Genomic DNA, 23,981 nt, shown 5'->3' on the forward strand with positions numbered 1-23,981 from the left:
CTACAACAAGACCCCGCTGCAGCAAGGCCCCGCTACAGCAAGACCCGTTGTGAGGGCTACGCATCGCCCCCGGCCGCGCCCGGATCGGCGGCTGCGACGTCCAACAACTGGTAGCGGTCGATCGCCTGCTTGAGGACCGAGCGATCGACCTTCCCCTCGCGGGCCAGCTCCGTGAGGACCGCGACCACGATCGACTGCGCGTCGATGTGGAAGTGGCGGCGCGCGGCGCCCCGGGTGTCGGCGAAGCCGAACCCGTCGGCACCGAGCGACTGGTACGTGCCGGGCACCCAGCGGGAGATCTGGTCGGGCACGGCGCGCATCCAGTCGGAGACCGCGATGAACGGGCCTTCCGCGCCGGAGAGCTTCTGCGTGATGTACGGCGTGCGCTGCTTGTCCTCGGGGTGCAGCAGGTTGTGCCGTTCGACGTCCACCGCTTCGCGGCGCAGCTCGTTCCAGGAGGTCGCGGACCAGACATCGGCCCGCACGTTCCACTCCTGGGCGAGGATCTGCTGGGCTTCGATGGCCCAGGGGACGCCGACACCGGAGGCCATGATCTGCGCGGGGATCGTGCCCGAGGTCCCGGTGCTGACGCGGTGGATGCCCTTGAGGATGCCCTCGACGTCGACGTCGGCCGGCTCCGCGGGGTGCTGGATCGGCTCGTTGTAGACGGTGAGGTAGTAGAAGACGTTCTCGCCGGGCTGCCCGTCGGCGGTCGGGCCGTACATCCGGCGCAGGCCGTCCTTGACGATGTGCGCGATCTCGTAGGCGTACGCAGGGTCGTAGGCGACGCAGGCCGGGTTGGTCGAGGCCAGCAGCTGGGAGTGGCCGTCGGCGTGCTGGAGGCCCTCGCCGGTGAGAGTCGTGCGGCCCGCGGTCGCGCCGAGGACGAAACCGCGCGCCAGCTGGTCGGCCATCTGCCAGAACTGGTCGCCGGTGCGCTGGAAACCGAACATCGAGTAGAAGACGTAGACCGGGATGAGGGGTTCACCGTGGGTGGCGTAAGCCGATCCGGCGGCGATCAGGGAGGCCGTGCAGCCGGCCTCCGAAATGCCGTCGTGGAGCATCTGTCCCGTCGGGGACTCCTTGTAGGCGAGCAGGAGTTCGCGGTCCACGGACTCGTACTGCTGCCCGAGCGGGTTGTAGATCTTCGCACTCGGGAAGAAGGAGTCCATGCCGAAGGTGCGGTACTCGTCGGGCGCGATCAGTACGAAGCGCTTGCCGATCTCCTTGTCCCGCATGAGGTCCTTCAGGAGCCGGACGAAGGCCATGGTGGTGGCGATCGACTGCTGGCCAGACCCCTTCTTCACGGTCGCGTACGCCTTGTCGTCCGGGAGCTGAAGCGGCTTGGCGCGGACGACGCGGGTCGGGACGTAGCCGCCGAGCGCCTTGCGGCGGTCGTGCATGTATTGGATCTCTTCGGAGTCGCGGCCCGGGTGGTAGTACGGCGGGGCGCCGCCCTCCAGCTGTGCGTCGGAGATCGGGATGTGCAGCCGGTCGCGGAAGCCCTTGAGGTCGTCGACCGTCAGCTTCTTCATCTGGTGCGTGGCGTTGCGGCCCTCGAAGTTCGGGCCGAGGGTCCAGCCCTTGACGGTCTGGGCGAGGATGACCGTCGGCTGCCCCTTGTGCTCCTTGGCCGCCGTGAACGCCGCGTAGATCTTCTTGTGGTCGTGCCCGCCGCGGCCCAGGTGCAGGATCTGGTCGTCGGACATGTTCTCGACCATGGCGCGCAGCCGGTGGTCGTCGCCGAAGAAGTGCTTACGGATGTACGAGCCGGGCTCGGTGGCGTAGGTCTGGAACTGGCCGTCGGGGGTCGTGTTCAGCCGGTTGACCAGGACGCCGTCGCGGTCCTGCGCGAGCAGCGGGTCCCAGCTGCGGTCCCACACCAGCTTGATGACGTTCCAGCCGGCGCCGCGGAACTGGGACTCCAGCTCCTGGATGATCTTGCCGTTGCCGCGCACCGGGCCGTCGAGGCGCTGCAAGTTGCAGTTGACCACGAAGGTGAGGTTGTCGAGCCCCTCCCGGGCGGCGATGGAGAGCTGGCCGAGGGACTCGGGCTCGTCCATCTCGCCGTCGCCGAGGAAGGCCCAGACATGGGACTTGGAGGTCTCGGCGACGCCGCGGGCCTCCATGTAGCGGTTCATCCGGGCCTGGAAGATCGCGCCGAGCGGGCCGAGGCCCATCGAGACGGTGGGGAACTCCCAGAAGTCCGGCATCAGGCGCGGGTGCGGGTACGACGACAGGCCGTTGGGAGCCTTCGAGCTCTCCTGGCGGAAGGCGTCCAGCTGGGCCTCGGTGAGGCGGTCCAGGAGATACGCGCGGGCGTAGATGCCCGGCGAGGCGTGGCCCTGGAAGAAGATCTGGTCGCCGCCGTCGCCCTCGTCCTTGCCGCGGAAGAAGTGGTTGAAGCCCACGTCGTAGAGCGAGGCGGAGGAGGCGAAGGTGGCGATGTGGCCGCCGACGCCGATGCCGGGGCGCTGGGCGCGGGAGACCATCACCGCGGCGTTCCACCGCGTGGCGTTGAGGACCTTGCGCTCGATCTCCTCGTTGCCGGGGAAGAACGGTTCGTCCTTGGTGGCGATCGTGTTGATGTAGTCCGTGCTGCGCATCTCGGGCACGGCCACGCGCTTCTCGCGGGCCCGCTCGATCAGCCGGAGCATCAGGTAGCGGGCACGCTCGCGGCCGCGCTCGTCGACTGCCGCGTCAAGGGAGTCGAGCCATTCCTGGGTCTCTTCGGGATCGAAGTCCGGGACCTGACTGGGAAGACCGCCAATGATGATCGGGTTGCGATCGGATCCGGAAGCCACGCTGTTCCTTCACTGTCGGTGATGCCACTGTTCCACTGTCGGGTACGCCGTCGGTACGCCGTTGTCCATCGTGTACCTCGGAAAGGGAATCGTCATCTCTACCGAGAGGTAAAACAGAGGTCGGAAGGATCACTGCGGTCAGCCGTGAACAAACCATGCCGTTCCGCCCATCTCGTTCAGATGTTCTGTGGGGCGGCCCGACCCTGGTTACGCTGTGTGCGGGAGCAGGCGGGCAAACCCGGCAGAATGCTGTGGCGTACATCACCGGCCTGCGGGAATCCTTGACAGGAGTTGTGGTGGCACGGCCTGGATCGTCACCGTTTCGGCGGTCTCGACGGCCGGGTACTTGCGCGATCCGTCGCGCACGTGTGGACTACGGCCAACGCTTCGCGCGTGCGCGACGCTGCAGACAACTTCGTAAACATGATCAGGAGGCAATCCGTGAGCGCGACCGCGGACCACGCGGAGACGAACCTTGCCGCAAGGCTTGGTTTCCAGACCGACATGGTGGTCCAGGAGATCGGCTACGACGAGGACGTCGATCAGGAGCTCCGTGAGGCCATCGAGGCCACAACCACCACGGAGCTCGTCGACGAGGACTATGACGACGTGGCTGATGCCGTGGTGCTCTGGTTCCGTGAGGACGACGGGGACCTTACTGATGCGCTGGTGGACACCACCACGTACATCGAAGACGGCGGTTACATCCTGCTTCTGACGCCGAAGACGGGGCGGGACGGGTACGTCGAGCCGAGTGAGATCGGTGAGGCCGCCACCACCGCCGGGCTCTCGCAGACCAAGGGGGTCAGCGTGGGCAAGGACTGGACCGGCAGCAGGCTGGTGACGCCCAAGACGGCCGCCAAGAAGCGGTAAGCCGCCCGGCGGCACGGGAGAGACCCGGACGTGAGGCCCCGCGAGCGTGACAGCGCGCCCGCGGGGCCTCACGCGTGTCCGGGCGGCAGGCGGTGGCCGGCCGTTCTCCGGCTCCAACTAGGGTGAAGCCACCCGAACAGCCCCATCGAAGGGAAGCTTCACCATGGCGATCGAGGTCGGCACCCAGGCTCCGGAGTTCGAGCTCAGGAATCAGCACGGGGAGACCGTGAAGCTCTCGGACTACCGCGGCGAGAAGAACGTGGTGCTGCTCTTCTACCCGTTCGCTTTCACCGGGGTCTGCACCGGCGAGCTGTGCGCGCTCCGCGACGAGCTGCCCACGTTCGTCAACGACGACGTGCAGCTGCTCGCGGTCTCCAACGATTCCCCGTTCTCGCTGCGGGTCTTCGCCGAGCAGGAGGGCCTGGAGTACCCGCTGCTGAGCGACTTCTGGCCGCACGGCGAGGCCTCGCGCGCGTACGGCGTCTTCGACGAGGAGAAGGGCTGCGCGGTGCGCGGCACCTTCATCATCGACAAGGAGGGCGTGGTCCGCTGGACCATCGTCAACGGCCTCCCCGACGCCCGCGATCTGAGCGAGTACGCGAAGGCGCTCGCCGCCCTCTGACGCACGTTCCGGGATTCCCGTGCGACGACACCCGGCAGGATGCCTCGCGGGGAGCGGGAACCCCTCACTAGGATCCAGACGTTGATCCGGTACCAGACGCACTACGGGGCTCCCCGCCCCTACAGACCATAGGGAGGACTCGTGGGAGTCAGTCTCAGCAAGGGCGGCAACGTATCGCTGAGCAAGGAGGCCCCTGGCCTCACGGCGGTCGTCGTGGGCCTGGGGTGGGACGTTCGCACCACCACCGGTACGGACTTCGACCTCGACGCCAGCGCCATTCTGATCAGCGCGGAGGGCAAGGTCCGCAACGACCAGGACTTCGTGTTCTTCAACAACCTGAAGAGCGCGGACGGCTCGGTCGAACACACCGGCGACAACACGACCGGTGAGGGCGAGGGCGACGACGAGCAGGTCAAGGTCGACCTCGCGGCGGTTCCGGCCGACGTGGACAAGATCGTTTTCCCGGTCTCGATCTACGACGCGGAGAACCGCCAGCAGTCGTTCGGTCAGGTGCGCAACGCGTTCATCCGCGTGGTGAACCAGACGGGCGGCGCCGAGATCGCCCGGTACGACCTCTCCGAGGACGCCTCCACCGAGACCGCCATGGTCTTCGGTGAGCTGTACCGGAACGGGGCGGAGTGGAAGTTCCGCGCCGTCGGCCAGGGCTACGCCTCGGGCCTGCGCGGCATCGCGCAGGACTTCGGCGTCAACGTCTGAGCCGAGCACCGCACCACGCTCACCCGTCCGGCGCCGCACTCCCTCAGTGCGGCGCCGGACGTGCTCGACCACAGCACTGCCTACACGCGGGGAGGACCACGATCATGGGCGTCACGCTCGCCAAGGGAGGCAATGTCTCCCTCTCCAAGGCCGCACCGAACCTCACACAGGTCCTGGTCGGGCTCGGCTGGGACGCGCGTTCCACCACCGGGGCCGACTTCGACCTGGACGCCAGCGCGCTGCTGTGCAGCGGCGGCCGGGTCATGGGCGACGAGTGGTTCATCTTCTACAACCAGCTCAAGAGCCCCGACGGCTCGGTCGAGCACACCGGGGACAACCTCACGGGTGAGGGCGAGGGCGACGACGAGTCGATCATCGTGGACCTCGGCACCGTCCCGGCCGGCTGCGACAAGATCATCTTCCCGGTGTCGATCCATGACGCGGACAACCGCGGACAGACCTTCGGCCAGGTCAGCAACGCTTTCATCCGGGTGGTGAACCAGGCGGACGGCCAGGAGCTTGCCCGGTACGACCTCTCCGAGGACGCCTCCACCGAGACCGCGATGATCTTCGGCGAGCTCTACCGGTACGGCGGGGAGTGGAAGTTCCGTGCAGTCGGGCAGGGGTACGCGTCCGGTCTGCGTGGCATCGCTCTAGACTTCGGAGTCAACGTTTCTTAAAGCGTTCCTAAAGCCGTGCACGGAGCGGGGGAGCCCCGTACAACCAGCACGGGGAAACCCGTACACATGATGGGGTAGCCAGTGGTTCTGAAAACCTTCGGCTGGTCGTTCGCGATCACCGTGCTCGGGTTGATCGCGGCGGTGTTCTACGACGGATGGACCGCGCTCGGCCTCGTCGCGATCCTGGCGATCATGGAGATCTCGCTGTCGTTCGACAACGCGGTGGTCAACGCCGGGATCCTGAAGAAGATGAACGCCTTCTGGCAGAAGATCTTCCTCACGGTCGGCGTGCTGATCGCGGTCTTCGGTATGCGGCTCGTCTTCCCGGTCGTGATCGTGGCGATCAGTGCCAAGATGGGGCCCGTCGAGGCCGTCGACCTCGCCTTCAACCAGCCCAACCGCTACCAGCAGCTGGTCACGGACGCGCACCCGTCCATCGCGGCCTTCGGCGGCATGTTCCTGTTGATGATCTTCCTGGACTTCATCTTCGAGGACCGGGACATCAAGTGGCTCGGTTGGCTGGAGCGCCCGCTCGCCAAGCTCGGCAAGGTCGACATGCTGTCGGTCTGCATCGCGCTGATCGTGCTCCTCGTCTGCGCCATGACCTTCGCCACCCATGCCCACCAGCACGGCGGCGTGCACGCGGACAAGCAGTCGACCGTGCTCATCTCCGGCATCGCCGGCCTGATCACGTACCTGGTCGTCGGCGGTCTCTCCAGCTTCTTCGAGAACCGGCTGGAGGAAGAGGAGGAGCGCGAGCACGAGGCCGAGGAGAAGGCCGCCCGTGAGGGCAAGCCGAAGTCGGCTGTGGTGCTGGCCGGCCAGGCCGCGTTCTTCATGTTCCTCTACCTGGAGGTCCTGGACGCGTCGTTCTCCTTCGACGGCGTGATCGGCGCCTTCGCCATCACCAACGACATCGTGATCATGGCGCTGGGCCTGGGCATCGGCGCCATGTACGTCCGGTCGCTCACCGTCTACCTGGTCCGTCAGGGCACGCTCGACGACTATGTCTACCTGGAGCACGGCGCGCACTACGCGATCGGCGCCCTGGCCGTGATCCTGCTGGTCACCATCCGCTACGAGATCAACGAGATCATCACGGGTCTCGTCGGCGTCATCCTGATCGCGTGGTCCTTCTTCTCCTCGGTCCGCCGCAACAAGCGGCTGGCGGCGGAGGAGGGGAACGCGGGCAGCCCGGACAAGAGCGAGGTCCCGTCCGGGGTCTGACCGGAAGCAGCGGCCCGGTGTTTGGGCCGGGGCCCCTTCCTGGAATTCTCTGAACGGGGCGGTCGTACGAGGAGCAGTCCTCCCGCGGCCGCCCCGTTCGGCATGAGTGGGGTCCCGTTCGCCAGGAACGGGCAGGAGTGATCAAGAACGGACAGTACCGGTACGGCACTTGGGGGCGGCATGTCCTTCTGGGACAAAATCTGGCGTGGACGCTCTGCGGAGTTCGAGTTCGATTCGGGCAGCGCGGCGACGAACTCCATCGAACTCACGAAAAGACATCCGGTCGTCTCGCTCTCCAAACAGGGCGCGGCCACCGGCAACCTGCGGGTCAACCTCTCCTGGCGGATGCGGACATCGGACATCGGCTCGTTCGAGAAGAACAGCCTGGTGCGGCATCCGTTCAGCATGTTCAAACCGGATGTGGTCCAGGCGCACACCGAGTCCATGGTCAATGTCGACCTGGACCTCGGCTGCTTGTACGAGCTGGCGGACGGCGAGAAGGGGGTCGTACAGCCGCTCGGTGGCTTCTTCGGCTCGCTCAACGCGCCGCCGTACGTGAAGCTCAGCGGCGACGACCGGTTCGGCTCGGCGTCCGGCGAGACCGTCTACATCAACCTCGACCACCGCGAGTCCTTCAAACGGCTGCTGTTGTTCGTCTACATCTACGACCAGACGCCGGCCTTCGACCGGACGCACGCGATCGTGACGCTGTACCCGAGCAACGGCCCGCGCATCGAGATCAGCCTGGACGAGCGCGCCCCGCAGGCCCGTTCCTGTGCCGTCGTCTCCATCGAGAACGTCAAGGGCGATCTGGTGGTGCGGCGCGAGGTGAAGTTCGTCTACGGGTTCCAGGCCGAGCTGGACCGGCTGTACGGCTGGGGGCTGCAGTGGGGCCGGGGCTACAAGACCAAGGTGGGCGAGCGGTGACCGCCCTCAGCGGGCCGGGCCGGTGACGACAGCCCTCAGCGGCCGATGAACTGCGGCCCCTGCGGCGGGAGCCGGAACGCCGGGTCGGGGTAGGCCGGAGCCGCCACCGGCTGCGGATAGCCGTAGGCGGGCTGGGCCGCCGGGGCCGGCTGCGTCGCGGGCTGCGGCGGATAGCCGTAGGTCGGCTGCTGCTGGGGCGGCAGCGGGAAGGACGGCGCCGGAGCGGGGACCGGCGCCGTGACGGGGGTCGGCGTCGGGGCGGGCGGCGTCGGGGTGGGCGGCTCCGCCGGGGCCGACTCGTCGACCGAGATGCCGAAGTCGGTGGCGAGCCCGATCAGTCCGTTCGAATAACCCTCGCCGACCGCGCGCAGCCGCCAGCCGTCACCGCGCCGGTACAGCTCGCCGCAGATCAGCGCCGTCTCGGCGCCGGTCTCCGGCTTGATGTCGAAGTACGCCAGCGGTTCGGCGCCGTCGGCCGCGGCGTCGTGGACGATCATGCGCAGCGCCTGCACGTGTTCGAACGCGACCTCGTCGGCGGAGGCGGTGAAGAGAATGCGGTGGATCTCCGGCGGCATGCCCGCCAGATCGGCCTGAAGGGTGTCCGTCATGCCCTCGGCCACGCGCTTCTGGCCCAGCCGCCAGACCTTCCCCGACGGGTGCCGCGGCTGGTTGTAGAAGACGAAGTCCTCGTCGGAGCGGACCTTGCCGTCGGCTCCGAGCAGCAGCGCCGAGGCGTCCACCGCCGGCACGCCCTGCCCGGGGGTCCACCGGAGCACGGCGCGTACCGCCGTGGCGTCGAGCGGGACGTTCGCCCCCTTGAGCATCGCGTGCGTCATGCGGTCATTCTGTCGTCCCGGGAGGGCCCGGGACAACGCGGGGTGCCGAGTTCGGCTCAGGGATCGGCGGGGGTCGGCGGGCGGGCGACGGGGTGCGTGGGCCGGTCCGCCATGCACGGGTTACCAGGATTTCATTGCGGACGGGAACTCTTGACACAGGTTTGTACGTACTATTACCGGCCACTCATGTCGGACGGGCCGATCAGCATCAGGGGAGATTTATGCGTCATTTCGGGCATATTGCCCCTGAGGTGCGGGAGCGTCTGTTCCATCAGCAACCGCAGGTCTTCGGCGCGGACGCGCCGCCCCGCATGCTCGCGGCGGCGCTGGGGGCGACGCTCTACAGCCCCGCGACCCGGACCCGCCTCGCGGACGACGTGCGCAAGCAGGCGGGGCGCGGCGTCGTCTCCATGGTGTTGTGCCTGGAGGACTCGATAGACGACAGCGAGGTGGGCGGCGCCGAGGAGAACCTGGTGCGCCAGTTCGCCGACCTCGCCGCCCACGGGGGCGAGGTGCCGTTGCTCTTCGTCCGGGTCCGGGAGCCGGAGCAGATCACCGACCTCGTGCACCGGCTCGGCACCTCCGTCGCGCTGCTGTCCGGATTCGTGCTGCCGAAATTCACGGAGGAGCGGGGCGTTCCGTTCCTGGAGGCGCTCACCGCCGCCGAGGCCGCCTCCGGGCGGCGGCTCTTCGCCATGCCCGTGCTGGAGTCCCCCGAGCTGCTGCACCTGGAGACGCGCGCCGAGACCCTGGCCGGCATCTCCCGCACCGTCGACAAGTACCGCGACCGGGTCCTCGCCCTGCGGCTCGGCGTCACCGACTTCTGCTCGGCGTACGGGCTGCGCCGGCCGCCGGACATGACCGCGTACGACGTGCAGATCGTCGCCTCCGTCATTGGTGACGTGGTCAATCTGCTGGGGCGGGCCGACGGCAGCGGCTTCACCGTGACCGGCCCGGTCTGGGAGTACTTCCGCCACCAGGAGCGGATGTTCAAACCGCAGCTGCGCCGCAGCCCCTTCCTGGAGGAGGGCGCCGAGCCGCTGCGCGAGGCGCTGATCCAGCACGACCTGGACGGGCTGCTGCGCGAGATCGAGCTGGACCGGGCCAACGGCCTGCTCGGCAAGACGTGCATCCACCCCTCGCACGTACTGCCCGTGCACGCGCTGTCCGTCGTGAGCCACGAGGAGTTCAGCGACGCCCGGGACATCCTGCGGCCCGAGCGGGGCGGCGGCGGAGTCCTCAGATCCGCGTACACGAACAAGATGAACGAGGTGAAGCCGCACCGCGCCTGGGCCGAGCGGACCCTGCAGCGCGCGGAGGCCTTCGGCGTGGCCCGCGAGGACGTCGGCTTCGTGGAGCTGCTGACGGCGGGGCTGCCGGCGTGAGCGGACCGAGGGAAAGCGAGGCCCGTCGCACCGGAGGCCGGGGAAGCGAGGGTCCTGGCGCCGGACCCCGGAAAAGCGAGGCTCATGGCATGGGAGCCCCCGAAAGCGAAGGCCGTGGCACCGGGCCCCGGAGCGAAGGCCGTGGCACCGGGCCCCGGGAAAGCGAAGGCCGCGGCGCCGCGGCCCGAGGGGCCGGGCCCGGCGCGGCCCGGGCCGGCATGAGCGCATTCCGAGTGACCGAAGCGACGAGAGACGAGAACAGCGACGTGGTGTGGTCGGGTACATGGGTGGCCGAGCGGCTCGGCGTCGAGCTGGCCGGTGACCAGGAGCTGACCGGGCTCCTCGGGCTCGCCCTGCGGCGCAACCCCAAGCGCGCGCATCTGCTCGTGTCGAACGTGCTGGGCAAGCACGTCCCGCAGCGTCCGTCGGTGGTCTGGCACGCCGGACGCGAACTGGGGCTGCGCGTGCGGGAGCTGCTCGGGGACGAGGCGGCCGCGCGGGCCGTCGTCCTGGGGTACGCCGAGACCGCGACCGGCCTCGGCCACTCGGTCGCCGACGGGCTCGCGCTCGCGCCGTACCTGCACTCCACGCGCCGCCCGGTCGCGGGTGTGGCCAGGGCGGGCGGCTTCGAGGAGTCCCACTCGCACGCCACCTCCCACCTGCTGCTGCCCGAGGATCCGGAGCTGCTCGCCGGGGACGGACCGCTCGTCCTCGTCGACGACGAGTTCTCCACGGGGAACACGGTCCTGAACACCATCCGCGCGCTGCACGCCCTGCACGCCCGCGCCCACTACGTCGTCGTGGCGCTGGTCGACATGCGCTCGCCCGGCGACCAGGGCCGGCTGGAGGCGTTCGCGCGCGAGATAGGCGCGCGCGTCGACCTGGTGGCCCGGGCGCGCGGCTGCGTACGGCTGCCGGACCGCGTCCTGGAGAAGGGGCAGGCGCTCGTCGCCGCGCACGAGGCGACGGCCGGTCCCGAGGCCGCGCGCGAACGCGGTGAGATCGTCCGGGTCGGTGACCTCGGCTGGCCGGACGGCGTGCCGGACGGCGGCCGGCACGGGTTCACCCCGGCCCACCGCGCCCGCCTCGAAGCGGCCCTGCCCGGCATGGCCGAGCGGCTCGCACCGCACACCCGTGGCCGTGTACTCGTCCTGGGCAACGAGGAGTTGATGTACGCGCCGCTGCGCCTGGCCACCGCGCTGGAGGCGGCGGGCGCCGACGTCGCGTACTCCACGACGACCCGCTCGCCCGTCCTCGCCGTCGACGACCCGGGTTACGCGATCCGCACGCGCCTCGTCTTCCCCGCACACGACGCGCCGGCCGACGGACCCGGCGAGCGGTACGCGTACAACGTGGCGGGGGCGGGCTTCGACACGGTCGTCGTCGTCCTCGACTCCGTCGGCGACAGCGCCGAGGCCGCCGCCCCCGGCGGGCTGCTGGAGCAGGTCGCCGGGCACGCGGCCCGCGTCGTCGTGGTCGTGCTCCCCTCACATGCGCCGCACGCGACGCCGGGGATCCCGGAAACCCAGGAAAGGCCCGCCATGTCGTTGCCCGAGCCGCTGCGCGGCCCCGCCTTCTCCTCGTACGCGCCCGACGAGGTCGGCTGGCTGCTGCAGGACCTCTCGGACGTGACGCTGGAGGCGCCGACCGAGGAGCGCGAGGAGGCCATCCAGAGCGGCGGCGCGCACTACGCGGAGTCGTTGCCCGTCGAGTACCAGCCGAGCGCGGAGTACCAGGAGTTGTTCCACGCGGCGCTCGACGCGTCGGCGGACCGGATCGCGCGGGCGGTGGGCGTCGTCACGGAGACCGTGCTCGCCGAGCGGTCGCCGCGGCCGGTCCTGGTCTCCCTCGCGCGCGCCGGGACGCCCGTCGGCGTACTGATGCGGCGCTGGGCACTGCGGCGGCACGGCCTGGAACTGCCGCACTACGCGGTCTCCATCGTGCGCGGCCGGGGGATCGACGCGAACGCGCTGCGCTGGCTCGCCGCGCACCACGACCCGGCGGACGTCGTCTTCGTGGACGGGTGGACGGGCAAGGGCGCCATCACGCGTGAACTGGCCGACGCCGTAGCCGAGTTCGAGGGGTTCAACCCCGAGATAGCCGTGCTCGCCGATCCCGGTTCCTGCGTGCGGACGTACGGGACGCGCGAGGACTTCCTCATCCCCTCGGCCTGCCTGAACTCCACGGTCTCCGGGCTGATATCGCGCACCGTGCTCCGCTCCGACCTCGTGGGCCCGGACGACTTCCACGGCGCCAAGTTCTATGCGGAGCTGGCCGGTTCGGACGTGTCGCGGCACTTCCTCGACGTCGTCGAAGGGCGTTTCGACGGAGTCGTGGAGGCGGTCGACGCGGACGTGAAGCAGCTGCTCGGGGCGGACCGCGCGCCGACGTGGGAGGGCTGGGCCGCCGTCGAGCGGATCAGTGAGGAGTACGGCATCCATGACGTGAACCTCGTCAAGCCCGGTGTCGGTGAGACGACGCGGGTGCTGCTGCGGCGCGTGCCGTGGAAGATCCTGGCGCGGGCCGGTGCCGGAGCCGACCTGGACCATGTGCGGCTGCTCGCGCGGCAGCGCGGCGTCCCGGTCGAGGAGGTCGGCGAACTCCCTTACAGCTGCGTCGGGTTGATCCATCCCCGGTACACCCGCGGGGCGACGGGCGTGGACGGCAAGGCGGTGGCGGCACCGTGAACTCCCCGGCGGTGACCGTGGTCGCGAGCGACCTCGACCGGACGCTCATCTACTCGGCGGGGGCGCTCGGCCTGACCATGCCCGACGCGCGGGCCCCGCGGCTGCTCTGCGTCGAGGTGTACGAGGGCCGGCCCCTGTCGTACGTCACCGAGGAGGCGGCCGGGCTGCTGGCGGAGCTGGCGCGGCGGTCGGTCTTCGTGCCGACGACGACACGGACCCGTGAGCAGTACGGGCGGGTGCGGCTGCCCGGGCCCGCGCCGCGGTACGCGATCTGTGCCAACGGCGGCCATCTTCTGGTCGACGGGGTGTCCGACCCGGAGTGGAGCGCCGCGGTGGCCGCCCGCCTCGACGCGGGGTGCGCGCCGCTGGGGGAGGTGCGGGAGCGGATGGTCGCCGCCGCGGACCCGGCCTGGCTGCTGAAGGAGCGGGTCGCCGAGGACCTCTTCGCGTACCTCGTCGTGGACCGGGCGTTGCTGCCTCCCGGGTGGGTCGAGGAGCTGGCGGAGTGGGCCGGCGAACTCGGCTGGAGTGTGTCGCTCCAGGGGCGCAAGGTGTACGCCGTGCCGAAGCCGCTCACCAAGGGCGCGGCGGTCGAGGAGGTGGCCCGGCGGACTGGGGCCGCGCGGACCCTGGGCGCCGGGGACTCCCTGCTCGACGCGGACCTGCTGCACACCGTGGACCGCGGCTGGCGCCCCGGCCACGGCGAACTGGCCGACGCGGGCTGGAGTGCACCCGGGGTGACGGCGCTGGCGGAGCGCGGGGTGCTGGCGGGGGAGGCGGTGCTCAGGGGGTTCCTGGGGGAGATGTGACGCGGGGATCGGCGTGGCGGGGCCGGTGCTGAGGCGAACGTTGGCGTGGCGTGGCGAGGCCGGGGCCTGTGGGGGCCGGGTTTTCTGGTGGTCCTGGGCCTTGGTAGCCCCGGTTTTTGGTGGCCCTGGTCGCGCGGGACTGGGGCGTCGGTGGCCTGGGGTGGCTGGCGTGTGGGGTCTGCCCCGGTGGGTGAGGGCATGCCCCGGTGAGTGAGGCATGTCCTCGGCGGGTGGGGGCTGTCTCGGGGCGTGAGGCCTCCTCCGGTGTGGTGCCTGCCCTGGCGTGTGGGGACTTGCCCCGGCACGTGGGGCCTGCGCCGGCACGTGGGGTCCGCCCCGCGCGTGAGGCACGCTCCGGTACGTGGGGTTGCCCCGGTACGTGGGGCCTGCGCCGACACGTGGTGTCCGCCCGCGCGTGAGGCACGCTCCGGTACGTGGGGCTTGCCCCGGTACGTGGGGCCTGCGCCGGCACGTGGGGTCCGCCCCGCGCGTGAGGCACGCCTCGGTACGTGGGGTCCGCCCCGCGCGTGAGGCACGCCCCGGCACGTGGGGCCTGCCCCGGTACGTGGGGCCTGCCCGGCGCGAGAAGGGTGTCCCGGCGCCCGAGGCGAGCCCCGTCCGAGCCCCGCCGGGGGCTAGCCGCAGCAGCCGCCTCCGCAGCAACCCCCTCCGCCGCCTCCTGAGGGGGCCGGAGCCCCGGAGGACGGCGCCGTGCCGGTCACGGCGACCGTTGACGGGAGCTTCACCGTGTCGTCGTGGCCCGTGGGGCACGTCGCGGGGGCGGCGGACTCGGACATGGGGCGGCTGAGTTCGAAGGTGTCGCCGCAGGTCCGGCAGCGGTATTCGTAGCGAGGCATGCGCCCAGGTTACGGGTCGCCGCGCAGCGACATGTCAAGGAGTTCCAGCATCGCCGTGTGGGCCCCGTCGGCATCCATCTCCCGCACCTGTCCCGCGACTTCCGCGTACAGCGGCAACGGCAACGCATGACGATGCGGGCTCGCGGGTTCCGTACTCGCTGCGCACGGCGGGCCGCAGAAGCCTGCCGGTCGTGTACGCGCCGTCGGTGATGCGGTGCGGCGCGCCAGTGTCTCGACCGCGGCGCGGTGCACGTCGTGCCCGTGCGCACCGGCGGTGAGCTGGTCATGCGGAGCAGGCTCGCACGGTACCCGTGAGAGAGCATCCGCCCTGTGGCAGCGCCCGTTGGGCGGGCAGGGCCGCGCCGGGTCAGCCGCCGCCGCGCTCCTCGCGGATCCGCGTCACGACCTGCGCCACCGTCTGCCGCACCGCCTCCGTCTCGGTGAGGAACTGCCAGTAGTCGGGGTGGCGGCCCTCCAGACCGGCGACGGCGCGCTCCAGGCGTGCCACGGAATCGTCGAGCGGGCGGGCGTGGCGCGGGTCGGGGGTGGTGCGGCCCGTCATCGCGAGCCGCTGGGCGTCGCGGACGGCGAACCGGGTGCGGTCGATCTCCTGCTGCGGGTCCTTCGCCACCGCGTTCAGCCGGTGCAGCCGGTCGGCGGCGGCGGAGACCGACTCGTCCGTCGTGTTCAGCAGGGCGCGGACCGTGGACAGGCGCGCGGTCGCGTCGGGCCAGCGCTGTTCGGCGCGGGCGGTGCGGGCCTCGGCGAGCTTGGCCTCGGCCTGCGCCACGTTCGCCGCGGCCTGCTCCGGTACGCCCTGGAGGTCCTGCCAGCACGCGGCGGTGAACCGGCGCCGCAGCTCGCTGAGGACCGGCTCGACCTGGCCCGCCCGCGTCGTCAGGGCCTGGGCCCGGGTGCGCAGCGAGACCAGGCGGCGGTCGATCTCGGCGGCCCGCTCGGGCAGCCGCTCGGCCTCCGCCCGTACGGACTCGGCGTCCCGCGCGACCCGGTCGGCGCGCTCCAGCGTCTCGGGGACGCCGTGTCGGCCCGCGCCTTCGTTCAGCCTGGTCAGCTCCGGGCCGAGGGCGGCGAGCCGGCCGGCCAGGTCGTCGGCCTTGAGCCCGGCCTCGCGGACGGCGTCCAAGGCCGTGGTCGCGGCGAGCAGGGCCTGCCGGGCGCGCTCCACGGACGGGGCGAGGCGGGCCAGCTGAGTCTCGGCCTTGCCGAGCAGCGGGCCGAGCCCGGCGGCGAACCGGTCCAGGTCCTGCTTGGTCCGGGTCAGCTGGTCCTTGGCCTGCGTCAGCTCGGTGCGGGCCTGGGTCGCGACGCTCGCCTCCAGGTCGTCCCGGTCCAGGTCGTGGGCGTCGACGGCGGTGATGTACTGACCGCTGACCTCGTCGATGCGGGCGCCGAGCTGCTGGAAGTCGCTGACCGCGCGGCGCGCCGCGGGCGAGTCGTCGACCGCCGTGATGGTCTCTATCGAGATGCGCAGGTCCCGCTGCGCGGTGTCCAGCTCGTAGAAGGCGGCGGCCGCGGCGTCCTTCGCCTCCTGCGCCTGGGCGCGCTGGGACTCGGCGCGGCCCCCGAACCACTTGCGCGTGCCACCCCCGGCGAAGGCGATGCTCATGGCGGCGGCCAGCACCGGCAGGGGCAGGAGGGTGAGCGTGAGGAGATCGAGGAGAGGCCGGCCACGGGAGGCCGGCCGGTCGTCGGCCGCGCAACCGGGCCCGCTGTGGGCCGGGCGCACCTCTTCGGGAAGCTCGTTCGCCGCCGTTGTCACCAACCACTCCCGTGCTGCCCGTGCCGCCGTCGCCCTGACCGGTGTCCATTCTCCCACCGGTCGGGAGCGAATACACGGGCCGGTCAGTTCGCGGTGCGCAGCGTGAGCCTGCCGTCCTGGGTGCTGGCCGTGATCCGGTGCGCGCTGCGGGGGTCGCGGGGGACGGAGACGTCGACGCCGCCGTCCTGCGTGTGCGTCGAGACCCGGTACCTGGCCGTGCCGGGCAGCGTCAGGGTGAGCGAGCCGTCGTCGGTGCGCGCGTCGAGCCGGTCGGGGGCGGTGCGCGTGTCGATGTGCGCGCTGCCGTCCTGGGTACGGACCGAGACCTGCCGTGCGTCGACGCCGGTGGCGCGCACCGAACCGTCGTCGCTGTGCAGCCGCAGCGTCCCGGAGACGTTCTTGACGCGTACGGAACCGTCCTGCGTCGTGATGTCGAGGCCCTTGCCGAAGCCGTCCGCGCGGACGCTGCCGTCGTCGCTGCGGACCACAACGGCGACGTCGCGCGGCACCTCGACGCGGTGCCGGGCCGAGCAGTCGGCGACGAAACCGCTGCAGTGCAGCCGCAGGGTCAGCCGGTCCTCGTCTCCCTGCCATGCCCACGACACCCTGGGGTCCGAGCCGACCACGGTGGAGCCGCGGAACCAGCGGGTGACCTTCACCTGGTCCCCGTCGCCCGGGACCAGTTCGAGCGCGGAGTCGTCCGAGTCGACGGTGAGCGTGCTGCCGTGCAGGGCGAACGAGCGGTGGTCGGGGTGCTTGTCGTCCGAGGCGTCGGCGCCGCACGCGGTGACCGTCGCGGCAAGGGCGGCCACCGCCGCCACGGCGGCCAGGCCCCGGGCGGCCCGGGTGCCGTGAGCGGTGCGGAACTGGTGGACGGTCATGGTGAACTCCCCCTGCGACGGTCGGTGTTGCGGCGCCGGACCGGCGGCCGGCACCCCATGAACGTACGGGGCGAGAACGGCCCGCGGGATGCGGCCGGCCACCGGATCGCAGGTGGGGTTAACCCCCGACACCCCGGCGGCGGCCCGGCAGGTCAGGGGTTTGCGGTGCACGGGCACCGGCAAGGTAGGCTGTCGGCTCGTCCTGGTCGCGTGCGCTCCGGGGCATCGGGTGCGTAGCTCAGGGGTAGAGCGCCTGCCTTACAAGCAGGATGTCGGCGGTTCGAAACCGTCCGCGCCCACCGGTATTGAGCAGCAGGTCAGAGGCCCTTCGGTGTGATCACCGGAGGGCCTCTGTCGTGATCGAAGTCCACCTGGAGTCCACAACCCCATGCGATCTTGCGCGATTCTCACCTGTTCGAGGAATTGATCATGTCCCGACAGTACGTAGAGTCGCTGGCATTCGGAGGTGCGGGAGGCCCGCGAGGCGGCCCCGGGATGCCTTCCGGGGCCCCTTCTCAATCGGCCTGCGTCTCGCCCTCGCGGTGTGGCCGGCTCATACCCGGGCGGATGCCTGAGCTGTTCGTGACGCTCGCGTAGAAGTTCAGGTGGTCGTCGTCATGCATCGGCCGGCGTGTACACCGCAGTGCGCTGTCGGGCTTGCGGATGAAACAGACGTGGGGGATCGCCAGGAACTCCGCAACATGGTCCAGCGTCACGACTCGCCACCGGCGAATTCGTCGAGGGTACGCACCATGCATGCCAGCGCGGTCAGCCGAAGACAGGCGGCGAGTGAGCTCGGGCTGAGTCCCTGGGTGAGCTCGTCGCGCGCATCAGCAAGAGTCCTGTCACGGGAGTACCAGGCACGGGTGCCGCGGTTGATGCGGTCGGCCTGGGCCTGGACGAGAGGGATGAGCCGGCGGATCTCCGCACGGAGTGCGATCTCGAGCTGGCTGCGCCGTTCCGGAGCGGGCCGAAGCCGGGGGGACGCGAACGCTTCTTCGAGCAGCTGGTGCAGCCTGTCGGGCTCAGCCGCAGTGGGTGTCTGGACGGTGGGCATGGCGCCTCCGCAGGGTGGGGCCGACCGAGTGGTGTGGTCGTCGTCACGTGCCTCGAAGCCAGGGCCACAGGGCGGGCGCCCTCCAACGCCGTGCGCCGATGTGCACGAATCGCGCCAACCTGCATCGCCTGCACGTTTGCGGCCTTGACCGCCGGGCCCCGGCAGCGGACGGTGATGCACATCTGAGCACCACTCAGGAGAAGGGAACGGCCATGGCCTTAGAGTTCATCGGCATCGACAACGGTTCAGGTCAGACCGGGTCACCGACCGTGTGGGTCGATACCCAAAACGCTGACGTCGTCATCCAGAGCTACCTGGTGGACGAGGCGACTCGCGCCGAGTGCATCGAGAAGACCGCCCCCGGACACGCGAAAGGGATCCCCGCGCACGAGGGGGTCGTCCGTGTCCCTGGTCATCTCATCCGTCTACTGAGGGAGGCCTGCGATGCCGCCGAGCGAGCCCAACTTCATCGACCTGCTTGAGGCCAGCACAGTCTCCGCTGTTCACCTGGAGATGCGTGACGTATACGGCGTAGGCGACGAGGCCGAGGACTTCGAGCGCTGGAAGGCGACCGGCGTCCGAGACACCGACCCTGCGTCGCCGTACTGGGCGCCGTGGGTCGACCTCGTATCGCGGGCCGCCGCGCGGGGAGTGCGCATGCGTCGCGCACGCATCGTGTCCGAGCCGGTCACCGAATACATCCGCTACGAGCACGCGGGGACCAGCGTCAACGTCAAGGCCGGCGAGGAGGTGCGGTGGCTCGGCCGGCGCCAGGCCGCCGACTTGTTCGTGCCCGCCTGTGACCTGTGGATCTTTGACGGTACGAGCGTGCTGTTCAACCACATGTCCGGTGACGGTGACTGGGCCGAGCCCGGCTTCGAACTGCGCACCGAGCACGCGCTGGCCTCCCGCTGCACGGAAGCCTTCGCCCAGGTGTGGGAGCGAGCAACCCCGCACGACGCGTACAAGCTCCGCTGAGACCGGACAGGCCCGCTCGATGCCTCACTCACCATCGTCCTCCGCGCAAGCCGCGCGCGAGTCGGTCGCCGGCCGGCTTCGCGCCATCAGGAAAGGCGCAGGGCTGACGGTCGTCGAGCTGGCCGGCCGATGTGGCTGGCACCACGCCAAGACCTCCAGGATCGAGAACGCGAAGACCCCACCGGCCCCGGCCGACATCCGCCGATGGTGCACGGAGTGCGACACCCCTGAGCAGATCGACGACCTCGTCGCCGCGTCGCTGAACGCGGAGTCCCTCTACCGCGAGTGGCGTCGGCGGACCCGGCAGGGCCTGCGGCAGCTCCAGGAGAGTTACCTGGACCTGTACCGCGCGACGCGTCTGTTCCGGGTCTACTCGCCGAGTCTGGTGCCCGGCCTCCTCCAGACCGAGGGCTACGCGGCCGCGCTCCTGGACGCCAACGCCGGCCTGCTCGACATCCCCAACGACTCGGCCGCGGCGGCCAAAGCACGTATCGAACGCTCCCGCATCATCCATCGGACAGGGCACAAGTTCCTCTTCGTCGTCGAGGAAGCCGTCCTGCACTATCAGCTCGGCGACCGGGCGGCGATGGCCGCCCAGCTCGGATACCTCCTGACCGCGGGCGCGCTGCCCGCAGTGTCCTTCGGTGTCATCCCTGCCGACACGCGTCAGCGCGTTCAGTGGCCCCAGGAACTGTTCCATGTCTACGACGACACGCTCGTCTCCGTGGAACTCCTGTCCGCACAGGTCGACGTGGCGCAGCCGTCCGAGATCGCCCTCTATCTGAAGGCCTTCGAGCAACTGCGCAGCATGGCGGTGTACGGGGCCGCCGCCCGCGCGCTCATCACCCGGGCCATCGGAGCGCTGGACCGCGCCGAGGCGTGACGAACCGGTCCCGGCGCCCTATCGCCGGCCCCCGGCACCCTCACCCCCGTCCCGCACATGCTTGAGCCGGGCCCGCCCGCGCACCGTGTCCGGGCCCGGCAGGTCCGACCAGTAGCGGTGGCAGGTCACGAAGACGGCCAGTTCCAGCTCGCGGCGGCGGAGTTTTTCGACCTCGGCCTGTTCGTCCTCGGTCCAGCCGGGGGAGGCCGGCCGCTCCAGCTTGCGCCAGCTCTGGGTGTCGGTGATCGCCTCGTGGGGCGCGACGGACCAGGGGAGCCGCTTGAGGAGGGCCAGGAGCTCGGCCCGGATCTGGTGCAGCTCCTCCTGGCCGGCGCGGAGGTCGCTCGGGAAATCGAAGTCGGAATCATCGGTCGCTGCCACCCGGCAATGGTACGTCTGTTCGAATTCAAGGTGCGAGTGCGTCCGGTGAGTTCACGCGAACGTGTGAGCGGATCGCGGGACGGCGGCAGACTGGAGGCATGTGCCACAGCATCAAGACCCTTCGCCCGCCCGCTCTCCCCGAGGAAGCCACCGAGGAGGAGATCAGGGCCGCAGCCTTGCAGTACGTGCGGAAGGTGTCCGGGTTCCGGGCGCCGGCCGCGCACAACCGAGAGGTGTTCGAGCAGGCCGTGGACGAGATCGCCCGCGCCACCGCCACGCTCCTCGCCGGACTGGAGGTGCGGGGCGCCCCCCGGGCGGCTCAGGCTTCCTGAGGCTCCGGGGCCGGGCGGCGCATCACGTACGCCGCCACCAGGCCCGCGCCGACCAGCGCGAGCAGCGAGACCATCGTGGAGAGCCAGCTCGCGCCGAGCCACTGCGCGCCGAAGTAGCCGAGCGCCACGCTGTACGCGGCCCAGGCCACGCCCGCCAGGGCGGACCACGGCAGGAACTCGCGGACCTTGCGGTGGGCCGAGCCGGCCGCGAAGGAGACCACCGAGCGGCCGGCCGGGGCGAACCTCGCGATGATCACGAGCAGGCCGCCGCTGGAGCGGGCGAGCGCCCCGCCGAGACGTTCCTGCGCCGTCGTCAGGCGGCGGGAGCGTGCGATGGTGCGGGTCAGGCGGGCGCCGCCGCGCCAGGCGAGGCGGTAGGCGACCAGGTCGCCGAGGACCGAGGCCGTCGCCGCGCTGAGCGTGAGGGCGAGAAGATCGGGGACGCCGTGCGGGACGGCGCCGGTGGCCGCACCCGATCCGGCCGCGGCCGCGGTGGCGGCGGTGATCACGAGGACGCCGCTGGGCAGCACCGGCACGAAGACGTCGAAGAGCACGGAGAGCGCCACGATCGCGTAGATCCATGGGCTTCCGGTCAATGACCCCACGCTTTCGAACACCGCTGGTCAGCTCCTGTACGGACGATCCCCCGACCGTTCCCTCCAGAACCAGGAGCGGCTACATGACAGCTGTACAGCGTACGCCCGATGTGTCGCCCGACTGACGCAACGGGTACAGATGTTCCCCATCTCACGTTCACCCGAGTGCGGCGCTCCGAGCGGCGCCGGAGCACCGCTTCGCGTACGAACGAGCCAGAACCGAGCTGAGCGAGAACGACGGAGGATCTGGCGATGGTGGCAGGGATGGTGACCGGCGCGCTCGCGGCGGCCGTACTGGCGGCGGGCGGTGGCGGGGCCGGCGGCACCGCGGAGGGCTTCACGCAGAGCTACTGGGTGCGGGCCGCGGCGACGTTCTCCCCGCCCACGGCGTTCGTGGCGTCACCGGCGCTGACGTACGACATGAAACTGGTGCCCGCGGCGGCGTCGGTCGTCGTCGAGCAGCGCGGCGTGGGCAGGAACATGACCGTGAGCCTGGACGTCGGGGGACTGGCCCCGGGCCACGCCTACGGGGCCCATGTGCACCAGAAGCCGTGCGGCGCGGACCCGGCCGCCGCGGGCGAGCACTACCAGCACGTGGCCGACCCGGACCGGGCGACCGCCGAGAACGAGGTGTGGCTCGACTTCACCACGGACGCCGCGGGCCACGGCAAGGCCACGGTCCGCAAGACGTGGGGCGTGCGGGCCGGCGAGGCCAGGTCGGTCGTGATCCACGACGCGCCGGGCGGAGCGGGCAAGCGCGTCGCGTGCGTGACCGTGCCGTTCGCGGCGGCCCCGGCGCCGTCGTCACCCGCGACGGCACCCGCGCCACTGGGTGCCGGCGCGGCTGCCACGTCCTGAGGGGGACGACGACGCCAGGGCTAGGTGAGGGTGCGGCGGTCCGTCTCGACGAGGCCGCGGTCCTCCTCCGCCCGGTCGAGGGAGAGCTCCGCGGACCGGCCGCGCAGCGTCAGCGTCATCAGGTGGTTGCCGAACCAGGGACCGCCCGTCCGGCGCCAGCCGATCCGGGGCAGCGCCGCGCGCGCGTGCCGGGCCAGGCCGCGGCCCAGGATCCGCCCCGGGCGGCTCCAGCCGAAGCGGAACGCGCCCTGCATGTAGCCCGGGATGGAGTTGTGCACGGGGGAGCAGGTGAGCTGCAGGACGCGGGCCGTGGGGGCCGGGCCCGCGGCCGGCCAGGTCGGTTCGGCGATGTAGGCGTGGTGCACGTCGCCGCCGAGGACCGAGACGGTCGCGGGCGCCGCCTGCCCTCCGCCCGCCTCCGCGACCAGCTCCGTCAGCTTGTCGAACGACGCGGGGAACGCCGGCCAGTGCTCCAGATCGGCCCGCCTGCGCAGCTTCTCGCCGCGCCGCGCCCAGCGGGGGCCGCGCTCGCCGCGGCTCATCGCCGCGTTCCAGTTCTCCGCGTCGTGGATGAGGTGCGGGAGCAGCCACGGCAGCGACGAGCCGATGAGGAGGTGGTCGTAGGCGCCGCCGGCGGCGTCCTGCCCGTCGAGGGTCTGCTCGCGCACCCAGCGCTCCTCGTCCGGGTCGAGCATCGCCCGGTGCTGTTCGTCCAGGACGCGGGCGGCGCGGGTGTCCACCATCACCAGGCGGACGCGGCCGAAGTCGCGGCGGTAGCTCCAGCGGGCGCAGGTGGGGTCGGCGTCGGCCCGCATGGCGAACTCGCGCAGGACGTCCGTGCCGTCCGGGCTCTCGCGCACCGCCGCGTACACGGGGTCGGCGGCGAGTTCGGACGGGGGGAGGTTCCCGATGTGCTGGTGCACCCAGTACGACATGAGGCCGCTCAGGATGCGCTCCTGCCACCAGGGCGTGGCGCGCATGTCCCGCAGCCAGGCGGCGCTCGTGTTCCAGTCGTCTATGACGTCGTGGTCGTCGAAGAGCATGCAGCTGGGGACCGTGGAGAGCAGCCAGCGGATCTCCGGGTCGAGCCAGGACTCGTAGTAGAGGTGCGTGTACTCCTCGTAGTCCGCGACCTGGGTGCCGGGCGGGTCCGCGAGGTCGCGGCGGCGGGCCAGCCACTCCTGCGTCGCCGGTGACGTCTCGTCCGCGTACACCTGGTCGCCGAGGAGGAGGAGGACGTCGGGGCGGTCGGCCTCCGGGTCGGCGGCGAGGCGGGCGGCGAGCGTGTCGAGGGCGTCGGGGCCGACCGGGTCGCGCTCCCCGCCCAGCTCACGGCCCCGCTCGCGCCAGGAGGAGCCCGAGGCGGGCGGCGCGGCCCAGCGGCAGGAGCCGAAGGTGACGCGGACGGGGGTGTCCGCCGCGTACGCCGGCGCGGCGATGGTGCTGGCCGGGAAACGGGAGTCGGGCTCCGGCCAGACCGTGACGCCGTCCAGAGCCACCTCGTACGCCGTCCTGGTGCCCGGCGTGAGGCCGGTGACGGACACCAGCGCGTAGTGGTGGCCGTCGATCTGGAAGGTGCGCGTGCTGCCGGACGCGCCGTCCGCGCAGCGCACCTCGGCGACGCAGGGGCGGCTCGTCTCGACCCAGACCGTCGCCGCCTCCTCGTCCACGTACCTCAGCAGTGGTCCCAGGCGCAGGCTCACCACGTTGCTCCTCCGCTCCTCCGACGTCCTGACCTGCCGGCCGGTGTCGGGCCTCGTCGTGCTTGTCGTGCCCTGGTCCGTCCGTACGGTACGGAACGCCGGGAGGGA

General features: G+C 71.0%; 23 protein-coding genes and 1 tRNA gene. 14 read left to right on the forward strand and 10 right to left on the reverse strand.

Annotated elements, in window-relative coordinates; all coding sequences use genetic code 11:
* Positions 1–56: 56 nt before the first annotated feature.
* Complete coding sequence (gene aceE, locus ABZY33_RS07300) at positions 57–2,804, reverse strand: pyruvate dehydrogenase (acetyl-transferring), homodimeric type (protein WP_356490511.1); 2,748 nt, start codon at positions 2,802–2,804, stop codon at positions 57–59.
* Between the two features lie 441 nt (positions 2,805–3,245).
* On the opposite strand from aceE, the gene ABZY33_RS07305 reads away from it, so the two are divergent.
* The 6 genes from ABZY33_RS07305 to ABZY33_RS07330 all read left to right on the forward strand — a co-directional run bounded on the left by ABZY33_RS07305 (position 3,246) and on the right by ABZY33_RS07330 (position 7,850).
* On the forward strand, positions 3,246–3,677 hold the full coding sequence (locus ABZY33_RS07305; protein WP_356490614.1) for a DUF3052 domain-containing protein: 432 nt from the start codon (positions 3,246–3,248) through the stop codon (positions 3,675–3,677).
* A gap of 163 nt (positions 3,678–3,840) precedes the next feature.
* Positions 3,841–4,299 (forward strand): peroxiredoxin, encoded by a 459-nt coding sequence (locus ABZY33_RS07310; RefSeq protein ID WP_356490512.1) that lies wholly within the window; start codon positions 3,841–3,843, stop codon positions 4,297–4,299.
* Between the two features lie 141 nt (positions 4,300–4,440).
* Positions 4,441–5,016: a TerD family protein gene (locus tag ABZY33_RS07315; RefSeq protein WP_356490513.1), complete on the forward strand. Its 576-nt coding sequence runs from the start codon at positions 4,441–4,443 to the stop codon at positions 5,014–5,016.
* A 104-nt stretch (positions 5,017–5,120) separates the two neighbouring features.
* Positions 5,121–5,696: a TerD family protein gene (locus ABZY33_RS07320; protein WP_356490514.1), complete on the forward strand. Its 576-nt coding sequence runs from the start codon at positions 5,121–5,123 to the stop codon at positions 5,694–5,696.
* Between the two features lie 81 nt (positions 5,697–5,777).
* The gene (locus tag ABZY33_RS07325; protein ID WP_356490515.1) at positions 5,778–6,923 is read left to right on the forward strand and encodes a DUF475 domain-containing protein; all 1,146 of its coding nucleotides are present in this window, start codon (positions 5,778–5,780) and stop codon (positions 6,921–6,923) included.
* A gap of 180 nt (positions 6,924–7,103) precedes the next feature.
* On the forward strand, positions 7,104–7,850 hold the full coding sequence (locus ABZY33_RS07330) for a Tellurium resistance (RefSeq protein WP_356490516.1): 747 nt from the start codon (positions 7,104–7,106) through the stop codon (positions 7,848–7,850).
* Positions 7,851–7,885: 35 nt separating this feature from the next.
* Here ABZY33_RS07330 and ABZY33_RS07335 read toward each other — a convergent pair whose 3' ends face one another.
* The gene (locus tag ABZY33_RS07335) at positions 7,886–8,686 is read right to left on the reverse strand and encodes a TerD family protein (RefSeq protein WP_356490517.1); all 801 of its coding nucleotides are present in this window, start codon (positions 8,684–8,686) and stop codon (positions 7,886–7,888) included.
* 221 nt (positions 8,687–8,907) lie between these two features.
* On the opposite strand from ABZY33_RS07335, the gene ABZY33_RS07340 reads away from it, so the two are divergent.
* The 3 genes from ABZY33_RS07340 (at position 8,908) to ABZY33_RS07350 (ending at position 13,567) form a co-directional block, all read left to right on the forward strand.
* Positions 8,908–10,071 carry an HpcH/HpaI aldolase/citrate lyase family protein gene (locus ABZY33_RS07340; protein ID WP_356490518.1) on the forward strand — a complete coding sequence of 388 codons (1,164 nt, stop codon included), beginning with the start codon at positions 8,908–8,910 and terminating at the stop codon, positions 10,069–10,071.
* A 218-nt stretch (positions 10,072–10,289) separates the two neighbouring features.
* Positions 10,290–12,758, forward strand: coding sequence for a phosphoribosyltransferase (locus tag ABZY33_RS07345; protein ID WP_356490519.1), 2,469 nt, complete (start codon positions 10,290–10,292; stop codon positions 12,756–12,758).
* The gene (locus tag ABZY33_RS07350) at positions 12,755–13,567 is read left to right on the forward strand and encodes an HAD family hydrolase (protein ID WP_356490520.1); all 813 of its coding nucleotides are present in this window, start codon (positions 12,755–12,757) and stop codon (positions 13,565–13,567) included. The genes ABZY33_RS07345 and ABZY33_RS07350 overlap by 4 nt, the downstream gene beginning before the upstream one ends.
* A 635-nt stretch (positions 13,568–14,202) precedes the next feature.
* On the opposite strand, the gene ABZY33_RS07355 is transcribed toward ABZY33_RS07350, so the two are convergent.
* The 3 genes from ABZY33_RS07355 to ABZY33_RS07365 form a co-directional block, all read right to left on the reverse strand.
* The gene (locus tag ABZY33_RS07355) at positions 14,203–14,424 is read right to left on the reverse strand and encodes a zinc ribbon domain-containing protein (RefSeq protein WP_356490521.1); all 222 of its coding nucleotides are present in this window, start codon (positions 14,422–14,424) and stop codon (positions 14,203–14,205) included.
* A 367-nt stretch (positions 14,425–14,791) separates the two neighbouring features.
* A complete protein-coding gene (locus tag ABZY33_RS07360) occupies positions 14,792–16,078 on the reverse strand; it encodes a hypothetical protein (RefSeq protein ID WP_356490615.1) in 1,287 nt (428 codons plus the stop codon).
* A gap of 209 nt (positions 16,079–16,287) precedes the next feature.
* Positions 16,288–17,085 (reverse strand): DUF4097 family beta strand repeat-containing protein, encoded by a 798-nt coding sequence (locus tag ABZY33_RS07365; RefSeq protein WP_356490522.1) that lies wholly within the window; start codon positions 17,083–17,085, stop codon positions 16,288–16,290.
* A 227-nt stretch (positions 17,086–17,312) separates the two neighbouring features.
* Here ABZY33_RS07365 and ABZY33_RS07370 point away from each other — a divergent pair.
* Positions 17,313–17,384 (forward strand) — tRNA-Val (locus ABZY33_RS07370).
* 216 nt (positions 17,385–17,600) lie between these two features.
* Here the strand turns inward: ABZY33_RS07370 and ABZY33_RS07375 are convergent.
* The gene (locus tag ABZY33_RS07375; RefSeq protein WP_356490523.1) at positions 17,601–17,801 is read right to left on the reverse strand and encodes a hypothetical protein; all 201 of its coding nucleotides are present in this window, start codon (positions 17,799–17,801) and stop codon (positions 17,601–17,603) included.
* Positions 17,798–18,142: a DUF6415 family natural product biosynthesis protein gene (locus ABZY33_RS07380; RefSeq protein WP_356490524.1), complete on the reverse strand. Its 345-nt coding sequence runs from the start codon at positions 18,140–18,142 to the stop codon at positions 17,798–17,800. The genes ABZY33_RS07375 and ABZY33_RS07380 overlap by 4 nt, the downstream gene beginning before the upstream one ends.
* 444 nt (positions 18,143–18,586) lie before the next feature.
* Between ABZY33_RS07380 and ABZY33_RS07385 the strand changes: the two genes are divergently transcribed.
* On the forward strand, positions 18,587–19,120 hold the full coding sequence (locus ABZY33_RS07385; protein WP_356490525.1) for a DUF6879 family protein: 534 nt from the start codon (positions 18,587–18,589) through the stop codon (positions 19,118–19,120).
* 19 nt (positions 19,121–19,139) lie between these two features.
* Positions 19,140–20,003 (forward strand): helix-turn-helix transcriptional regulator, encoded by an 864-nt coding sequence (locus tag ABZY33_RS07390; RefSeq protein WP_356490526.1) that lies wholly within the window; start codon positions 19,140–19,142, stop codon positions 20,001–20,003.
* 18 nt (positions 20,004–20,021) lie between these two features.
* On the opposite strand, the gene ABZY33_RS07395 is transcribed toward ABZY33_RS07390, so the two are convergent.
* Positions 20,022–20,384 (reverse strand): hypothetical protein, encoded by a 363-nt coding sequence (locus ABZY33_RS07395; protein ID WP_356490527.1) that lies wholly within the window; start codon positions 20,382–20,384, stop codon positions 20,022–20,024.
* A 98-nt stretch (positions 20,385–20,482) separates the two neighbouring features.
* Here ABZY33_RS07395 and ABZY33_RS07400 point away from each other — a divergent pair, with 98 nt between their 5' ends.
* Positions 20,483–20,716, forward strand: coding sequence for a DUF2277 domain-containing protein (locus ABZY33_RS07400; RefSeq protein WP_356490528.1), 234 nt, complete (start codon positions 20,483–20,485; stop codon positions 20,714–20,716).
* Here the strand turns inward: ABZY33_RS07400 and ABZY33_RS07405 are convergent.
* The gene (locus ABZY33_RS07405) at positions 20,704–21,333 is read right to left on the reverse strand and encodes a VTT domain-containing protein (RefSeq protein ID WP_356490529.1); all 630 of its coding nucleotides are present in this window, start codon (positions 21,331–21,333) and stop codon (positions 20,704–20,706) included. The two genes, ABZY33_RS07400 and ABZY33_RS07405, sit on opposite strands and share 13 nt — an antisense overlap.
* Before the next feature lie 231 nt (positions 21,334–21,564).
* Between ABZY33_RS07405 and ABZY33_RS07410 the strand changes: the two genes are divergently transcribed.
* Entirely contained in the window at positions 21,565–22,170 is a 606-nt protein-coding gene (locus tag ABZY33_RS07410; protein ID WP_356490530.1) for a superoxide dismutase family protein, read from the forward strand.
* 20 nt (positions 22,171–22,190) lie between these two features.
* Here ABZY33_RS07410 and ABZY33_RS07415 read toward each other — a convergent pair whose 3' ends face one another.
* Positions 22,191–23,876 carry an alkaline phosphatase D family protein gene (locus ABZY33_RS07415; protein ID WP_356490531.1) on the reverse strand — a complete coding sequence of 562 codons (1,686 nt, stop codon included), beginning with the start codon at positions 23,874–23,876 and terminating at the stop codon, positions 22,191–22,193.
* Positions 23,877–23,981 lie beyond the last annotated feature (105 nt).

Source organism: Streptomyces sp. NPDC006552, assembly GCF_040611655.1.
Lineage (GTDB): Bacteria > Actinomycetota > Actinomycetes > Streptomycetales > Streptomycetaceae > Streptomyces.